The organism is Micromonospora sp. NPDC047753, assembly GCF_040642735.1.
Taxonomy (GTDB): Bacteria; Actinomycetota; Actinomycetes; order Mycobacteriales; family Micromonosporaceae; genus Micromonospora.
Genome location: NZ_JBEYSL010000158.1, coordinates 1 through 13,500, shown reverse-complemented (window position 1 = coordinate 13,500; position 13,500 = coordinate 1). Strand labels below are relative to the sequence as shown.

Genomic DNA, 13,500 nt, shown 5'->3' with positions numbered 1-13,500 from the left:
GGATCGCGCCGCAGGGTGTCTATCCGCCCGCCGAGGGCGAGGCCGAACGCGGCGGCGGTCCCGATGGTCTGACCGAGCCCGGCGTGCACCCCCTCCAGGCTGTCCGCACCCCCCGGGCCGCCACCGCGAAAGCTGGCCGCGGCGATCAGCAGCATGGCGAGGTTGACCGCGCCGGCGGCGCTCAGGGCGAGCAGCACGTCGGTGCGCTGGCCGCGGAACAGGATCCGACGCTCGCTGTCGTCGGCCGCGGGGATGCGATCGCGGGTGAGCGCGGAGTGCACGTAGATGACGTGCGGCATGACTGTCGCGCCGAGGATGCCGGCGGCCAACAACACACTGTCGGTGCCCTGTAGGCGCGGCACCATGCCGGCCATGGCCGAGCCGGGATCGGAGCCGGAGGCGAGCAGGTTGGCGGCGAAGGCCAGCACGATCACCCCGAGCAGGACGGCGATGGCGATCTCGAAGGCGCGGTACCCGCGTGAGCGCAGGGCGAGCACGGCGAAGGCGGCGGTGCCGATGATGATCCCGCCGGGCAGCAGGGGGATGCCGAAGAGCAGGTACAGGGCGACCGCGCCACCGATCACCTCGGCCAGGTCGGTGGCCATGGCTACCAACTCGGCCTGCACCCACATCACCCGGTTCAGCGGTCGGGGCAGGCGTTCCCGGCACAGCTCGGGCAGGCTGCGCCCGGTGGCCAGACCGAGCTTCGCGGTGAGCGTCTGCACCAGCATCGCCATCAGGTTCGCCACCACCACGACCCAGACCAGCAGGTAGCCGTAGCGGGCGCCGGCGGCGGAGTTGGTGGCGAAGTTGCCGGGGTCGACGTACGCGACGGCGGCGACGAACGCCGGACCGAGCAGGATCAACCGCCCGCGTACGCGGCCCCGGGCGCGAGCTGCCTGGAGTGGAGTCGCCCTCGACGTCGTCAGTTCGTTGGTGACCATCGAACACCTCCCGTCCGCGCGGATCGCTGCCGGTCCCTTCCCCCCGTGCTGACCCTTGGGTGCCAACCGGTGGCCTGCCGGTGCCACCTGGGTCGGCCCGCCCGGCAGGACTCGATGCGCCCGCCGGCAGGCAACGCGGCGCGCCGGGCGAGACGCGCCGCGCCCGAACAGAACGTGCCCCTTCGGGCTTGACAGCCGGTGGGCCACCGATGAAGCTGTCTATTAGTCCTACTGTCGTAGGACAACAGGAAGGGTCATCGGGAGTGATCGAGTTCGTACTGGACAGCCGGTCGAAGGTGAACACCTACATGCAGCTCGTGCAGCAGGTGAAACAGGCGCTCCGGGTTGGTCTGCTGACGCCGGGCGACCAGTTGCCGAAGGTCCGGGACGTCGCGCAATCCCTGGCGATCAACCCGAACACGGTGCTGAAGGCGTACCGGGAGTTGGAGATCGAGGGTCTGGTCGGCGGCCGACCCGGGGTGGGCACGTTCGTCCAGCGCACGCTGGCCAGCGCGTCCCTGCCCAACCAGGCCGAGCTGCGCGACGACCTGGTCGCGTGGCTGCACCGGGCGCAGGCGGCCGGCCTCACGGCGGAGGACGTCATCGCCCTGGTGGAGACGACGCTGCGCGCCACCCTCGCCGACGACGCCCCGCAGCCGGAACGCGCGTGAGCGAGCAGATCGAACGAACCATCAGACAGCACGAGCGCCCGCGCGACCGCGAAACGGTGGCGTGAACGGAACGAGAGGACAAGGAATGGACATGGTCTTGGAAGCAGACCGGCTCGGCAAACGGTACGGCAGCACCTGGGCGTTGCGGGACTGCTCGCTGCATCTGCCGGCCGGCCGGATCGCCGCGCTGGTCGGGCCGAACGGCGCGGGTAAGAGCACGCTGCTGCACCTGGCCGTCGGGCTGCTCAAGCCCGATGCCGGTGCGGTCCGGGTGTTCGGCCGATCCACGTACGGCGACACGGAGGGCCTGGCCGACATCGGCTTCGTCGCCCAGGACACCCCGCTGTACCGGGACTTCACGGCGGCCGAGTTGGTCATCGCCGGCGGCAAGCTGAACAAGCGGTGGGACGCGGCGTTGGCCCGCCAGCGGCTGGCGCAGCTCGGCATCCCGCCGGACAAGCCGGTCGGCAAGCTCTCCGGCGGTCAACGGGCCCAGGTCGCGCTGGCTCTGGCGCTGGCGAAGCAGCCCCGACTGCTGCTGCTCGACGAGCCGGTCGCCAGCCTCGACCCGCTGGCGCGACGGGAGTTCCTCCAGTCGCTGATGGGCAGCGTCGCGGAGTCGGGCACCACCGTCCTGCTCTCCTCGCACCTGCTGGCCGACCTGGAACGGGTCTGTGACTACCTGATCGTGCTGAACGCCTCCCAGGTGCAACTCACCGGCGCGGTCGACGACCTGGTCGCCGAGCACCGGCAGCTCGTCGGGCCACGACACGACGGCGGCGTCATCGGGGGCGTCGCCGCAGTGATCCGGGCCAGCCACACCGACCGGCAGTCCACTCTGCTGGTCCGCGCCGACGGGCCGGTCACCGATCCGGCCTGGACGGTCCGCGAGGTGAGCCTGGAGGACGTCGTGCTGGCATACCTGGCCGACGGCACCACGCAGACCAGTCACAGCGAGTGGGGGGTGGCAGCATGATCTGGTTGACCTGGCGGCAACACCGCAAGCAGGCGTTCTACACCCTACTGGCGCTCGCCGCGCTCGCCGCCCTGCTGGTGCCGATCGGCATCGCGATGCGGCACACCTTCGCCGACCTCGGGCTGACCGACTGTGCCAGCCAACTCGCCCGCGCCGACGTGGCGCAGGCGACCCGGGAGACCTGCGACGCGGGGTTCCACCGCTTCAGCAACAAGTACGGCAGCCTGAACCTGGTGGCCGTACTGCTGATCACCCTGCCGGCGCTTGTCGGCCTGTTCTGGGGTGCCCCGCTCGTCGCCCGCGAGGTGGAGCAGGGCACGCACCGGTTCGTCTGGACCCAGGGCGTCGGCCGGACCCGCTGGGCCGTGGTGAAGTTCGGGCTGGTGGGCGCGGCGGTCGTGCTCCTCGCGGTGGTCTACGGGCTGGGCATGTCGTGGTGGGTAGACCCGCTCAGCCAGGCCGCGTTCGAGGGTCGGTTCGGCATGATCGTCTTCGACCTGCAGGGCATCGCTCCGATCGGCTACACCCTCTTCGCCGTCGCGCTCGGCGTCTTCGTCGGCACCGTCTGGAAGCGGATGCTGCCCGCCATGGGCATCACCCTCGCCGGGTTCATCGGGGTGCGGGCGGCTGTGGCGATCCTGGCCCGACCGCACTACCAGCCGGCCCGGACCCAGACCTTTCCGATCGAGAGGGAAGGGCCACCGGAGGTCAGCCGGGGAGACTGGATCCTCACCCAGGGTGTCCGGAACCCGGACGGGACGATGATCGCGGAGGACACCCGGATCCAGTGCCCAACGGGCGGGAAGGGGCCGGACGGTCGAGTCTGCGGTGCCGAGTTGGGCCTCGAACCGGGCGCGTACAACTGGCAGCTCTACCAACCGGCGGACCGGTTCTGGCTGTTCCAGGGCATCGAGACCGGCATCTTCGTCGCTCTGGCCTTCCTGCTGCTCTACCTCGCCATTCGCCGGGTGCGCCGGATCGCGTAGCTCGACGGCGGGTGATCGCCGGGGCCACGGGGCTCGGCGATCACCCGTCAGGGCAGACCCTCGACGGTGAGCGACAGCCAGGACGCCAGGTCGCGCACCTCCTCGTGCACGGCCCGGGTCACCTCCGGGGTGAACGGCACGTCCTCGTGGACGGCGTGCACGGTGAACATGCCGCGCCGCCGATCGGCAGTGGCGTCCACCTTCCCGACCAGCCGGTCGCCGTGCAGGATCGGCAGCGCGAAGTAGCCCCACCGTCGACTCGCCCTGGGCTTGTACATCTCCAGCACGTACTCGTACTCGAAGAGGTCGGCCAGGCGGACCCGGTCATGCACCAGCCGGTCGAACGGTGACAACAGCGCCGTACGCCCGGTGAAGGGTTGCCTGAGCGCGGCCGGATCCACCCGCCACTCCCCCACGACGCCCTCGATCACCGCCGGCTCCCCCGCGTCACCGACCTCGGCGGGCTCTCCAGGAACGATGACCGCCTTCCGCCGGGCGATGCCCAGAGCCCGCAGCCGCCGCTCGTTGCGAAGCCGGCGCGCCTGCTCCAGCTCGATGACGGGCACCCCGGAGGGATAGACCCGCTCCGCGACGTCCCAGAGCCGCTGCCGCCCCTGGCGGCCCGCGATCGCGACCTCGCCGCGCAGGACCAGGAACTCCAGCATCTGGGTGATGTTGCGGTTGTTCGTCCAACCGGAGGACGGCCAGGGCACGACGCAGGTGTCCGGGATGTCACGGGAGAGCAGTGGGCCACGGCGGCCGAGCAGGTCGAGCACGTCGCGCCGGAACAAGTCGTTGACGCGCAGCCACTCGCGGTGGCGCTCATGACCGGGCGAGGCCGCCACCGATCGGGCCCGGAGGGGCGAACCCGGCGTCCGTTCGGGCTCAGCCGGCCAGCCGTCGGTACCGGGCCACCGAGAGCGGCAGGAAGACCGCGACCAGAACGAGTGGCCAGAGCACCGCCAGCACCGGGTAGTGCTGGGCCGCCCAGGAGTCGCCACCCCAACCGGGGTTGCCGAACAGCTCACGGGTGGCACCGACGGTCGCCGACAGCGGGTTCCACGCTGCCACCGCACCGAGCCAGGCGGGCATTGTGGACGGTGCGACGAACGCGTTGGAGAGGAAGCCGAGCGGAAACTCCAGGGTCTGCACGGCCACCACGGCCGTCTGGCCGCGGGTGACCAACCCGAGGAAGATACCGACCCAGATCAGGGCGAAGCGCAGCAGCAGGATCAACCCCACCGCCGCCAGCGTGGCACCGACCCCACCGTGTGCCCGCCACCCGATCGCGAGACCGGTCAGCAGCAGGACCCCGAGGGTGACCAGCGCGAACAGCATGTCGGCCACCGCCCGGGCCGCCAGCGGCGCCAGCGGTGAGACGGGCATCGATCGGAGCCGGTCGGTCACCCCGCGCTCCAGGTCCTCGGCAACGGCGATCGTGGTGAGACTGATGCCGAAGACCATGGTCATCACGAACATGCCAGGCATCAGGAACTCTCGGTAGCTCCCACCGCCGGGCACCTGCAACGCGCCACCGAACAGGTAGGCGAACATCAGCACGATCAGGATGTTGAAGCCGAGCGAGGCGACCAGCGGGCCGGGATCGCGTCGCCACCGGGCCAGGGCGCGCCAGATCAGCGTGCCGCTGTCGGCCAGGAGGGTGGGCCGGCCGGGCGTCAGATCCACCGGCCGGGCCAGAATGCTCACCGCGCTCATGCCGCCACCTCCGCGGTCGCCGCTCGGTGGCCGGTGAGGTGCAGGAACACATCGTCCAGGGTTGGGCGGCGCAGCGCGACGTCCGCCACCGGGACGTTCACGGCGTCGAGTGCCCGCAACACGTCGACGAGCGCACCGGCCTGGTGGCCGACCCGGACGCTCACCATCCGTCGGTCCACGTCGACAGTCGGTTCGTCGCCGGCCGCCCGGCGTATCTGGGCGACGGCGGCGGCAAGGTCGGTCGGCGCCGCGACGACCACCTCGATGCGATCGCCGCCGAGCCGGGTCTTGAGGTCGTCCGGAGTTCCCTCAGCGATCACCCGGCCGGCCTCGACCACCGAGATCCGGTCGGCGAGTTGGTCGGCCTCGTCCAGTTGCTGGGTGGTCAGCAGCACTGTGGTGCCGGTATGCACCAACTCCCGGACCGACTCCCACACCTCGTTGCGGCCACGCGGGTCCAGCCCGGTGGTGGGCTCGTCGAGGAAGAGGACCGCGGGGGCCAGGATCATGCCGGCCGCCAGGTCGAGCCGTCGGCGCATGCCGCCGGAGTACGTGCTGACCGGCTGCTCGGCGGCGTCGGCGAGACCGAAGCGTTCCAGCAGCTCGACCGCCCGTTGGCGGGGCCGGCGGCGGCCCAGGTGGAACAGCCGGCCGAAGAGCACCAGATTCTGCCGGCCGCTCAGCGCCTCGTCGAGCGCGGGATGCTGTCCTACCAGCCCGATGCGGTAGCGCACCTGATCGGCCTGGTTGGTCACGTCGAAGCCGGCCACCTCGGCACGACCCTCGTCGGGTCGGAGCAGGGTGGTGAGGATCCGTACCGCTGTGGTCTTGCCGGCCCCGTTCGGGCCGAGCAGGCCGCACACGGTTCCCCGCGGCACCCGCAGGTCGAACCCGTCCAGCGCGTACCGGTCCCGATACCGCTTGCGCAACCCGTGCGCCACTATCGCGTCGGCTCCTGTCATCAGAGCGCTCCCCTCCTGAAACCGTGTCCCCGTTACCGTACAACGTACGATAGTGCGTACGGGAACGCCAGTGAAGGCCCGAGCGAGGGGGCAGAACGGTGCCAGCGGTGAGCATCGCGGCAGACGTTGGATCACACGCCGGTGGAAAGTCGCGGCTACTCGGGGTCGGCGGTCCCGACCTGGCCCACGACACCGACGTTCAACGGGTCGGCCAGGAGTTTGTCGAACGCCAACTCGGCGGCGCCGATCAGAACGGCGTCGCGGCCGAGCGCCGCCGCGCGCAACCGCAGGTGCTCGCGGGAGGCGGGCAGTGGCATGGTGTCGAGCCGGTCCCGGACCACGTCCGCACCGGCGGTGAAGATGTCGCGCAGCGAGCCACCGAACACCACGGCGTCCGGGTTGACCACGTTGACCAGGTTCGCCACGCCGAAACCGAGCCAGTCCGCCACCTGCTCGACGGCCGCGCGGGCGGTCGGGTCGCCGGCAGCCGCGGCGCGCAGGACCTCGGCCACCGCCGCGCGGTCGCTCGGATCACGGCCGGCGTGCCGCAACAGCGCGGCTTCGGAGATCTCGGTTTCCCAGCAGCCGCGTGAACCGCATCCGCACGGCAGGCCGTTGGGGTTGACGACCATGTGGCCGACCTTGCCGCTGTGGCCCCGGTGGCCGATCACCAGTCGGCCGCCGACGATGATGCCGGCGCTGATGCCCAGGTCTCCGTGCAGGTAGATGACGTCGTCGATGCCGACCGCGACGCCCCTGGTGTGCTCGGCCAGGCCGGCGATGTCCGCCAGGTCGCCGGCGACGAAACCAGGCCCGGGGCTGAACTCCGCCTCCAGCGCGACGCCGAGCGTTTCGTCGATGCTGGCGATCCGGAGCCTGCCGTCCGGGTCGCGGGTGGTGTCGGTGACCGCCGCGGCACCGCCGACCAGCAGGCCGTCGCCGGCCACCGAGCGTCCCATGTCACGGACCAGGTCGCCGAGGGGTCCGACGGCGTCGATCGCCGACATGCCGCTGGGGCGAGGGATCTCCCGCAGATCGAGGATCTGCCCGCCCAGGCCGACCCGGGCGGCACGCAGCCGGTCCGCGTCGATGCTCAACGCGTGTGCGTAGACCCGGTCGGAGCGAGGGCTGACCACGAGTGAGGGTCGGCCGGCGCGGCGGGTGGTGGCCGGCACCTCCTCCGTGACCAGGCCGCTGGTGACCAGGTCGGCCGCGAGGGCGCCGATGGTGCTTCGGTTGAGGCCGAGCCGGCTGGTCAGCTCGGCGCGGGACGTCGGTCCGTGCAGGTGGACGTAGCGCAGCACAGCGCCGAGGTTCTGCCTCCGGATCTCCTCCTGGCTGGCGCCGGGGAGCGCCGGAAGCGGGGTTTCCGCGTTGCGGCCGACGCCGGCTGGCCTGGCCCGTACTGGTGTCGCCACGGTCAGACCTCCTTCCGGGTCGAGGCCGGTTGGTGCGGGGGTGCAGGGACGACGATGGGTCCCGGTAGAGGAGACCCGGGACCCATCGGCGTTGCTACCTACCGTGCGGTGATTACTTGGTGAGCGGCGCGAGCTTCGGGTCGTTGGCGTACGCCTCAGCCGCGTTCGCCTTGGTGACGGCGACCGGCGGGAGCAGGTACGTGTCGACGACCTTGCTGCCGTTGTTGTAGGACTCGGTGTCGTTGACCTGCGGCTTGTCGCCGGCCTGGAGAGCCTTGACCATGTTGATGGTCTCCTTCACCAGGTTGCGGGTGTCCTTGTTGATCGTCATGTACTGCTCGCCCTTGACGATCGACTTGACCGACTCGACCTCGGAGTCCTGGCCGGTGACGACCGGGGTCGGCTTGCCAGCACCCTTGACCGAGGTCAGGATGGCGCGGGCCAGCGTGTCGTTCGGGGAGAGGACGCCGTCCAGCTCCTTGTTGCCGTAGGTCGAGGTCAGCAGCTGGTCCATGCGGGCCTGCGCACCCTCGGCCTTCCAGCCCTGGATGGCGGTCTGCTTGACGTCCTTCTGACCCGAGGCGACGACGACGTTGCCCTTGTCGATCTCCGGCTTGAGCACGTCCATCGCGCCGTTGAAGAAGACACCGGCGTTGTTGTCGTCCGGCGAGCCGGAGAACAGCTCGATGTTGTACGGGCCGTTCGGCTTCTTGGCCTTCATGCCGTCCAGCAGGGCCTGGCCCTGGAGCTGGCCGACCTTGAAGTTGTCGAAGGCGACGTAGTAGTCGAGGTCCGGGGTGTTCGTGATGAGCCGGTCGTAGGCGATGACCTTCACACCGGCCGTGTGGGCCGCCGCGACCTGGGTCGACAGCTGCGCGGCGTCGGTCGCGCCGATGACGATGACCTTGGCGCCCTTGGTGACCATGGCGGTGATCTGAGCCTGCTGGTCGGCGACAGTGGTCGACGCGCCGGCGTACTGCACGTCACCCTGGAAGCCGGCCTCCTTGAGACCGTTGCTGAACAGGTCACCGGCGAGGACCCAGTTCTCCGAGGTCTTGGCCGGCAGGGCCACGCCGATCAGCGAGTTCGCCGGGAAGCCCTTGGCGGCCTCGCCGCCGGAGCCGCTGTCGCCGTCGCGGCCGGAACCGCAGCCGGCGAGGGCCAGCATCGCGGCGGCGCTGATGGCCACCACCGAAGTGCCGAAGAATTTACGCATGGTGAGGACTTGCCTTTCTAGATGGTGAGGCGGGTAGAGAGGTCGGTGGCCGTCAGCCGGACACCGCTGCCTTGGCGGGCTCGCGCTCCGCGTCCGGCGGTGAGGCGGGTGGGGCGGAGTCCTCGCGGCGGAACGGCCGCATCAGGCTCCCGATGATGGAGAAGCGCCCCTGGCTCTTGTTGTAGACGTCGATCGCGACGGCCAGCAGCAGGACCAGACCCTTGATGATCTGGACGCGGTCGGTGCCGACACCCATGAGCTGGAGGCCGTTGTTGAGCACGGCCATGACGAGACCACCGACGATGGAGCCGCTGATGGTGCCGATACCGCCGGCGACGGCCGCGCCACCGATGAAGACGGCGGCGATGGCGTCCAGTTCCCAGCCGTTGCCGTCCTGCGGTCCGGAGGCCGCCGAACGGGCCACGAAGATCATGCCGGCCAGGGCAGCCAGGACGGACATGTTCATCATGACGAAGAAGTTGACCCGCTTGAGCTTCACACCGGACAGCTCGGCCGCCCGGGAGTTGCCGCCCACCGCGTAGATGTGCCGGCCACCGGCCGTGTTGCGGGTGTAGAAGGAGTACGCGATGACCAGGACCAGCAGGATGATGCCGGAGATCGGGAAGCTGGTGCCGACGCGACCGCTGGCGAAGCGCAGCGCCGCGAAGGCGATCACGCCGACCATGATGGCCATCCGCAGGATGGAGATCCACATGGGTGCCGGGTCGGCGTCCATCGCCCGTCGGGTCTTGCGGGCCTGGATCTCGCGCCACACCACCGCCAACGCCGCGGCCAGGCCGAGGAGCAGCGTGGCGTTGTTGTAGCCGGTGTTCGGGCCGAACTCGGGCAGGAAGCCGGAGCCGATCTCCCGGAAGCCCTCCGGCACCGGGACGGTGCTGGCGTTACCGATGAACTGGTTGCCGCCCCGGAAGAGCAGCATGCCCGCCAGGGTGACGATGAACGCCGGCACACCGATGTAGGCCACCCAGAAGCCCTGCCAGGCGCCGATCGCCGCGCCGATGGCGAGGCCGAACACGATGGCAGCGGGCCAGGGAAGGTCCCACTCGGTCATCGACTTGGCGACCAGGATGCCGGCGAAGGCCGCGACGGAGCCGACCGACAGGTCGATGTGCCCGGCCACGATCACCATGAGCATGCCGATGGCCAGAATCAGAATGTACGAGTTCTGCTGGAACAGCGCGATCAGGTTGTCCGACCGCAGGGTGAGGCCGTCGGTCAGGATCTGGAACAGGACGACGATCGCCACCAGGGTGAAGATCATTCCGAACTGGCGAGCGTTGGAGGTGGTGCCTCCGAACAGGTTCTTCTGAAGGTCCTTCAATCGGCTCATCGTGTGGCCATCTTCTTCGTCGAGGTCATCTGCTTCATGAGGGTTTCCGGGGTGGCGTCGGCCCGGGCGATCTCGCCCGTGATGGCGCCTTCGAACACGGTGTAGATGCGGTCGCACAGCCCGATCAGCTCAGGCAGCTCCGAGGAGATGACGATGACGCCCTTCCCCTGGTCGGCGAGCCGCTGGATGATGCCGTAGATCTCGTACTTGGCACCCACGTCGATGCCGCGCGTCGGCTCGTCCAGGATCAGCAGGTCCGGGTCGGTGAACATCCACTTGGCCAGGACGACCTTCTGCTGGTTGCCGCCGGAGAGCTTGGAGACGCTCTCGTCGACCGTCGGGGCCTTGGTCCGCAACTCCTTGCGGTACGACTCAGCCGCCTGGTATTCCTCGACCTCGTTCAGGACGCCGTGGTGCGTGATCTTGGACAGCTTGGCGGCCACCGTCGACGTCTTGATGTCGTCGAGCAGGTTGAGGCCGATCGCCTTGCGGTCCTCGCTGACGTAGGCGAGGCCGTTGTCGATGGCATCCGCCACCGACTTCAGGACGATCTCCTTGCCGTCCTTGATGATCGTGCCCGACTCGAACACCCCGTAGGAGCGGCCGAAGACACTCATCGCGAGTTCCGTGCGGCCCGCGCCCATGAGACCGGCGAAGCCGACGATCTCGCCACGGCGCACCACGAAGCTCTCGTTCTTGCAGACCTGCCGCTCGGCGGAGATCGGGTGCCGGACGTTCCAGTCGCGGACCTCGAAGAAGACGTCGCCGATCTTCGGGGTGTGGTCCGGGAACCGGCTGCTCAGCTCGCGGCCGACCATGCCCCGCACGATCCGGTCCTCGTCGACCCCGTCCGCCTTGACGTCGAGGGTCTCCACGGTCCGGCCGTCGCGCAGGATGGTGATCTGGTCGGCGATCGCCTCGATCTCGTTCAGCTTGTGCGAGATCATGATCGAGGTGATGCCGCGGGAGCGGAACCCGCGCAGCAGGTCCAGCAGGTGCTTGGAGTCGGCCTCGTTGAGCGCCGCAGTGGGCTCGTCGAGGATGAGCAGCTTCACGTCCTTGGCGAACGCCTTGGCGATCTCGACGAGCTGCTGCTTGCCGACCCCGATGTCCTTGATCAGGGTGTCCGGGTCCTCTTCCAGACCGACCCGGGCCATCAGGTCCAGCGCCATCCGGTTCGCGGCCTTCCAGTCGATCGCGCCCCGCTTGCGCGGTTCGTTGCCGAGGAAGATGTTCTCGGCGATCGACATCCCTGGAATGAGCGCGAGCTCCTGGTGGATGATCACGATGCCGGCGTTCTCACTGGCCCGGATGTCGGAGAACTTGCTCTCCGACCCCTGGTAGATGATCTTGCCGTCGTAGGTGCCGTGTGGGTACACCCCGCTGAGGACCTTCATCAGGGTGGACTTGCCCGCACCGTTCTCGCCGCAGATGGCATGGATCTCGCCGGCGCGAACCACCAGGTTGACGTCGGAGAGGGCCTTGACTCCGGGGAACTCCTTGGTGATGGAGCGCATCTCAAGGAGGGTGGGCACGTTGCTCATTGCTCGTACCACCTCGCCAACGTCATCGGTTGCCTCCGGAAGGTTGAACCTTCACTTGGTTTTGTTGTTGACGGCAACGTATTGCGGCCGGAGGGCCATCCGCAAGGCGAGGGACTGTTGAAAAAGTAACAATCCGGCAATATCGACGTAGCAGAGTATTCGCCTGTCACTGCTACCTCAGGAGCCCCTTCGGGCACCTTGGCCTGCCGGTGGCAACGTTGTCAAATGTAGCGCGGCGGCGCGATCGGCTCGGGTCATCCTCGACAGGCCCGCCACCAGGCACGATCCACTACCCGCCGGTGCGCGGGCGGCGGGCAGGCGATCTCGTCGTCATCGAGTGATCGTGATTCGGCCAGGACCCTGACGTCGCACCCACGACGCGACGACGACCGATGGCCGACGGTGTGACCCACGCCTCGGTCCTGAGGCCCGATCGACGGTGATCGTCTCGTCAGGTGCGCGACCAGGAGGGGGACGTGCGACTTAACGTCCCTTAAGTGCGGATCGGGCCGTTGCGCCACCGCCCCTCCCACGTCGACGGCTCAGGACGGGCGCAGCACCGCCTTGATCACCCCGTCCTCCCGGCGGTCGAAGCGGCGGTACAGGTCGGCGGCGTCGGCCAGAGTGCCGTGGTGGGTGACGATCACGCTGGGCCGTGCCCGACCGGCGACGACCAGGTCCCGCAGCAGGACCGTGTAGCGGCGGTCGTGGGTGCGACCGAAGCGGACCGCGACCCCCTTGCTGAACAGCGCACCCCAGGGCGCGACCAGGTTCTCGTGACCGTCCGCGCCGGGACCGGGGTGCGGGTCCCGGTCCGGATAGACGCCCGCGACCGCTATCGCGCCGGCGGGGTTGACCAGCCGGGCCGCGTCGGCGATCACCTGGTTCGGACGCTCCCGTGCGGGGTGCTCCCGGTCGCGGGCCTGGAATCCGACCGCGTCGATGACCTTGTCGACCCCACCCAGTTTCTCCTCGCCGAGCGGCAGCCCGGTCCGGGCCCTGTCGGCGCGGATCTGCTCGACCGGGTCACCCCGGCGAAAGTCGATCGGCACGGCGCCGATCTCGCCGGCCTTGTCGAGTCGGGCGTCGACCCCGTCGACGGAGTACACGACCCGGGCGCCTCGGAGCAGCGCCGCGTAGGCGCCCAGCAGACCGATGGTGCCCGCGCCGAACACCGCCACTGTGTCACCGGGCCCGACCTCGGCGAGGGAGGCGGCGGCATGCCACCCGGTGACGAACGCGTCGGCGAGCAGCACGAAGTCGTCCTCGTACGCGTCCCCCGGCTCGCCCGGGAGGGCCACGCAGTTGGCGTCGGCCCACGGCACGCGCAGCAGGTCGGCCTGCGCGCCCCGGTACGGACCCATCCCCGCGTACCCGTACGCCGCGCCCGGCCCCTCGGCCCGGGCCCGTAGACAGGCCGCCGAGAGCCCGCGGGCACACATCACACACGTCCCGCAGAACAGGTGCGTGGGGATCACCACCCGGGCGCCCGGCCGGACGGTCTGCACCGCGGCGCCCACCTCCTGCACCACGCCGAGCGGTTCGTGACCGAGCACCAGGCCGGGTTCGGCGCTGGTCCGTCCGTCGTACATGTGCAGGTCGGTACCGCACAGGGCGGTGGAGGTGATCCGGACGAGCGCGTCGGTCTCCGCCTCCAGCGTCGCGTCGGGCACCTCCCGCACCGCGACCGTCCGGACGTCCGTGTAGACGACGGCT

At 69.7% G+C, this 13,500-nt stretch carries 12 protein-coding genes; 3 read left to right on the top strand and 9 right to left on the bottom strand.

Going from position 1 to position 13,500, the window contains the following annotated elements; translation table 11 throughout:
* A partial coding sequence (locus ABZ749_RS15765; protein WP_357228124.1) for an Nramp family divalent metal transporter occupies positions 1-944 on the bottom strand: 944 nt, incomplete at its 3' end.
* Positions 945-1,207: 263 nt separating this feature from the next.
* Between ABZ749_RS15765 and ABZ749_RS15760 the strand changes: the two genes are divergently transcribed.
* The 3 genes from ABZ749_RS15760 (at position 1,208) to ABZ749_RS15750 (ending at position 3,577) form a co-directional block, all read left to right on the top strand.
* Positions 1,208-1,615, top strand: coding sequence for a GntR family transcriptional regulator (locus ABZ749_RS15760; protein ID WP_357228121.1), 408 nt, complete (start codon positions 1,208-1,210; stop codon positions 1,613-1,615).
* Between the two features lie 85 nt (positions 1,616-1,700).
* The gene (locus tag ABZ749_RS15755; RefSeq protein ID WP_357228118.1) at positions 1,701-2,591 is read left to right on the top strand and encodes an ABC transporter ATP-binding protein; all 891 of its coding nucleotides are present in this window, start codon (positions 1,701-1,703) and stop codon (positions 2,589-2,591) included.
* Positions 2,588-3,577 carry a transporter gene (locus tag ABZ749_RS15750; RefSeq protein ID WP_357228114.1) on the top strand — a complete coding sequence of 330 codons (990 nt, stop codon included), beginning with the start codon at positions 2,588-2,590 and terminating at the stop codon, positions 3,575-3,577. The genes ABZ749_RS15755 and ABZ749_RS15750 overlap by 4 nt, the downstream gene beginning before the upstream one ends.
* Before the next feature lie 47 nt (positions 3,578-3,624).
* Here the strand turns inward: ABZ749_RS15750 and ABZ749_RS15745 are convergent, their stop codons facing one another.
* The 8 genes from ABZ749_RS15745 to ABZ749_RS15710 form a co-directional block, all read right to left on the bottom strand.
* On the bottom strand, positions 3,625-4,422 hold the full coding sequence (locus ABZ749_RS15745; RefSeq protein ID WP_357228111.1) for a crosslink repair DNA glycosylase YcaQ family protein: 798 nt from the start codon (positions 4,420-4,422) through the stop codon (positions 3,625-3,627).
* A gap of 40 nt (positions 4,423-4,462) precedes the next feature.
* Positions 4,463-5,293 carry an ABC transporter permease gene (locus tag ABZ749_RS15740; RefSeq protein WP_357228108.1) on the bottom strand — a complete coding sequence of 277 codons (831 nt, stop codon included), beginning with the start codon at positions 5,291-5,293 and terminating at the stop codon, positions 4,463-4,465.
* The gene (locus tag ABZ749_RS15735; protein WP_357228105.1) at positions 5,290-6,255 is read right to left on the bottom strand and encodes an ATP-binding cassette domain-containing protein; all 966 of its coding nucleotides are present in this window, start codon (positions 6,253-6,255) and stop codon (positions 5,290-5,292) included. The genes ABZ749_RS15740 and ABZ749_RS15735 overlap by 4 nt, the downstream gene beginning before the upstream one ends.
* Before the next feature lie 155 nt (positions 6,256-6,410).
* Positions 6,411-7,583 carry an ROK family transcriptional regulator gene (locus ABZ749_RS15730; protein WP_357228126.1) on the bottom strand — a complete coding sequence of 391 codons (1,173 nt, stop codon included), beginning with the start codon at positions 7,581-7,583 and terminating at the stop codon, positions 6,411-6,413.
* A 202-nt stretch (positions 7,584-7,785) separates the two neighbouring features.
* Positions 7,786-8,889 carry a sugar-binding protein gene (locus ABZ749_RS15725; RefSeq protein WP_357228102.1) on the bottom strand — a complete coding sequence of 368 codons (1,104 nt, stop codon included), beginning with the start codon at positions 8,887-8,889 and terminating at the stop codon, positions 7,786-7,788.
* Between the two features lie 52 nt (positions 8,890-8,941).
* Entirely contained in the window at positions 8,942-10,240 is a 1,299-nt protein-coding gene (gene mmsB / locus ABZ749_RS15720; protein WP_357207871.1) for a multiple monosaccharide ABC transporter permease, read from the bottom strand.
* On the bottom strand, positions 10,237-11,784 hold the full coding sequence (gene mmsA, locus ABZ749_RS15715) for a multiple monosaccharide ABC transporter ATP-binding protein (RefSeq protein WP_357207873.1): 1,548 nt from the start codon (positions 11,782-11,784) through the stop codon (positions 10,237-10,239). Before mmsA ends, mmsB begins: the two co-directional genes overlap by 4 nt.
* Before the next feature lie 542 nt (positions 11,785-12,326).
* The coding region (locus ABZ749_RS15710; RefSeq protein WP_357228099.1) for a glutathione-independent formaldehyde dehydrogenase at positions 12,327-13,500 on the bottom strand (1,174 nt) is incomplete at its 5' end.

Excerpts from the sequence above, each read along its gene's own strand:
- mmsB (WP_357207871.1), bottom strand. The coding sequence starts at position 10,240 with ATGAGCCGATTGAAGGACCTTCAGAAGAACCTGTTCGGAGGCACCACC.
- ABZ749_RS15735 (WP_357228105.1), bottom strand. The coding sequence starts at position 6,255 with ATGACAGGAGCCGACGCGATAGTGGCGCACGGGTTGCGCAAGCGGTAT.
- ABZ749_RS15740 (WP_357228108.1), bottom strand. The coding sequence starts at position 5,293 with ATGAGCGCGGTGAGCATTCTGGCCCGGCCGGTGGATCTGACGCCCGGC.
- ABZ749_RS15750 (WP_357228114.1), top strand. The coding sequence starts at position 2,588 with ATGATCTGGTTGACCTGGCGGCAACACCGCAAGCAGGCGTTCTACACC.
- ABZ749_RS15755 (WP_357228118.1), top strand. The coding sequence starts at position 1,701 with ATGGACATGGTCTTGGAAGCAGACCGGCTCGGCAAACGGTACGGCAGC.
- ABZ749_RS15725 (WP_357228102.1), bottom strand. The coding sequence starts at position 8,889 with ATGCGTAAATTCTTCGGCACTTCGGTGGTGGCCATCAGCGCCGCCGCG.
- mmsA (WP_357207873.1), bottom strand. The coding sequence starts at position 11,784 with ATGAGCAACGTGCCCACCCTCCTTGAGATGCGCTCCATCACCAAGGAG.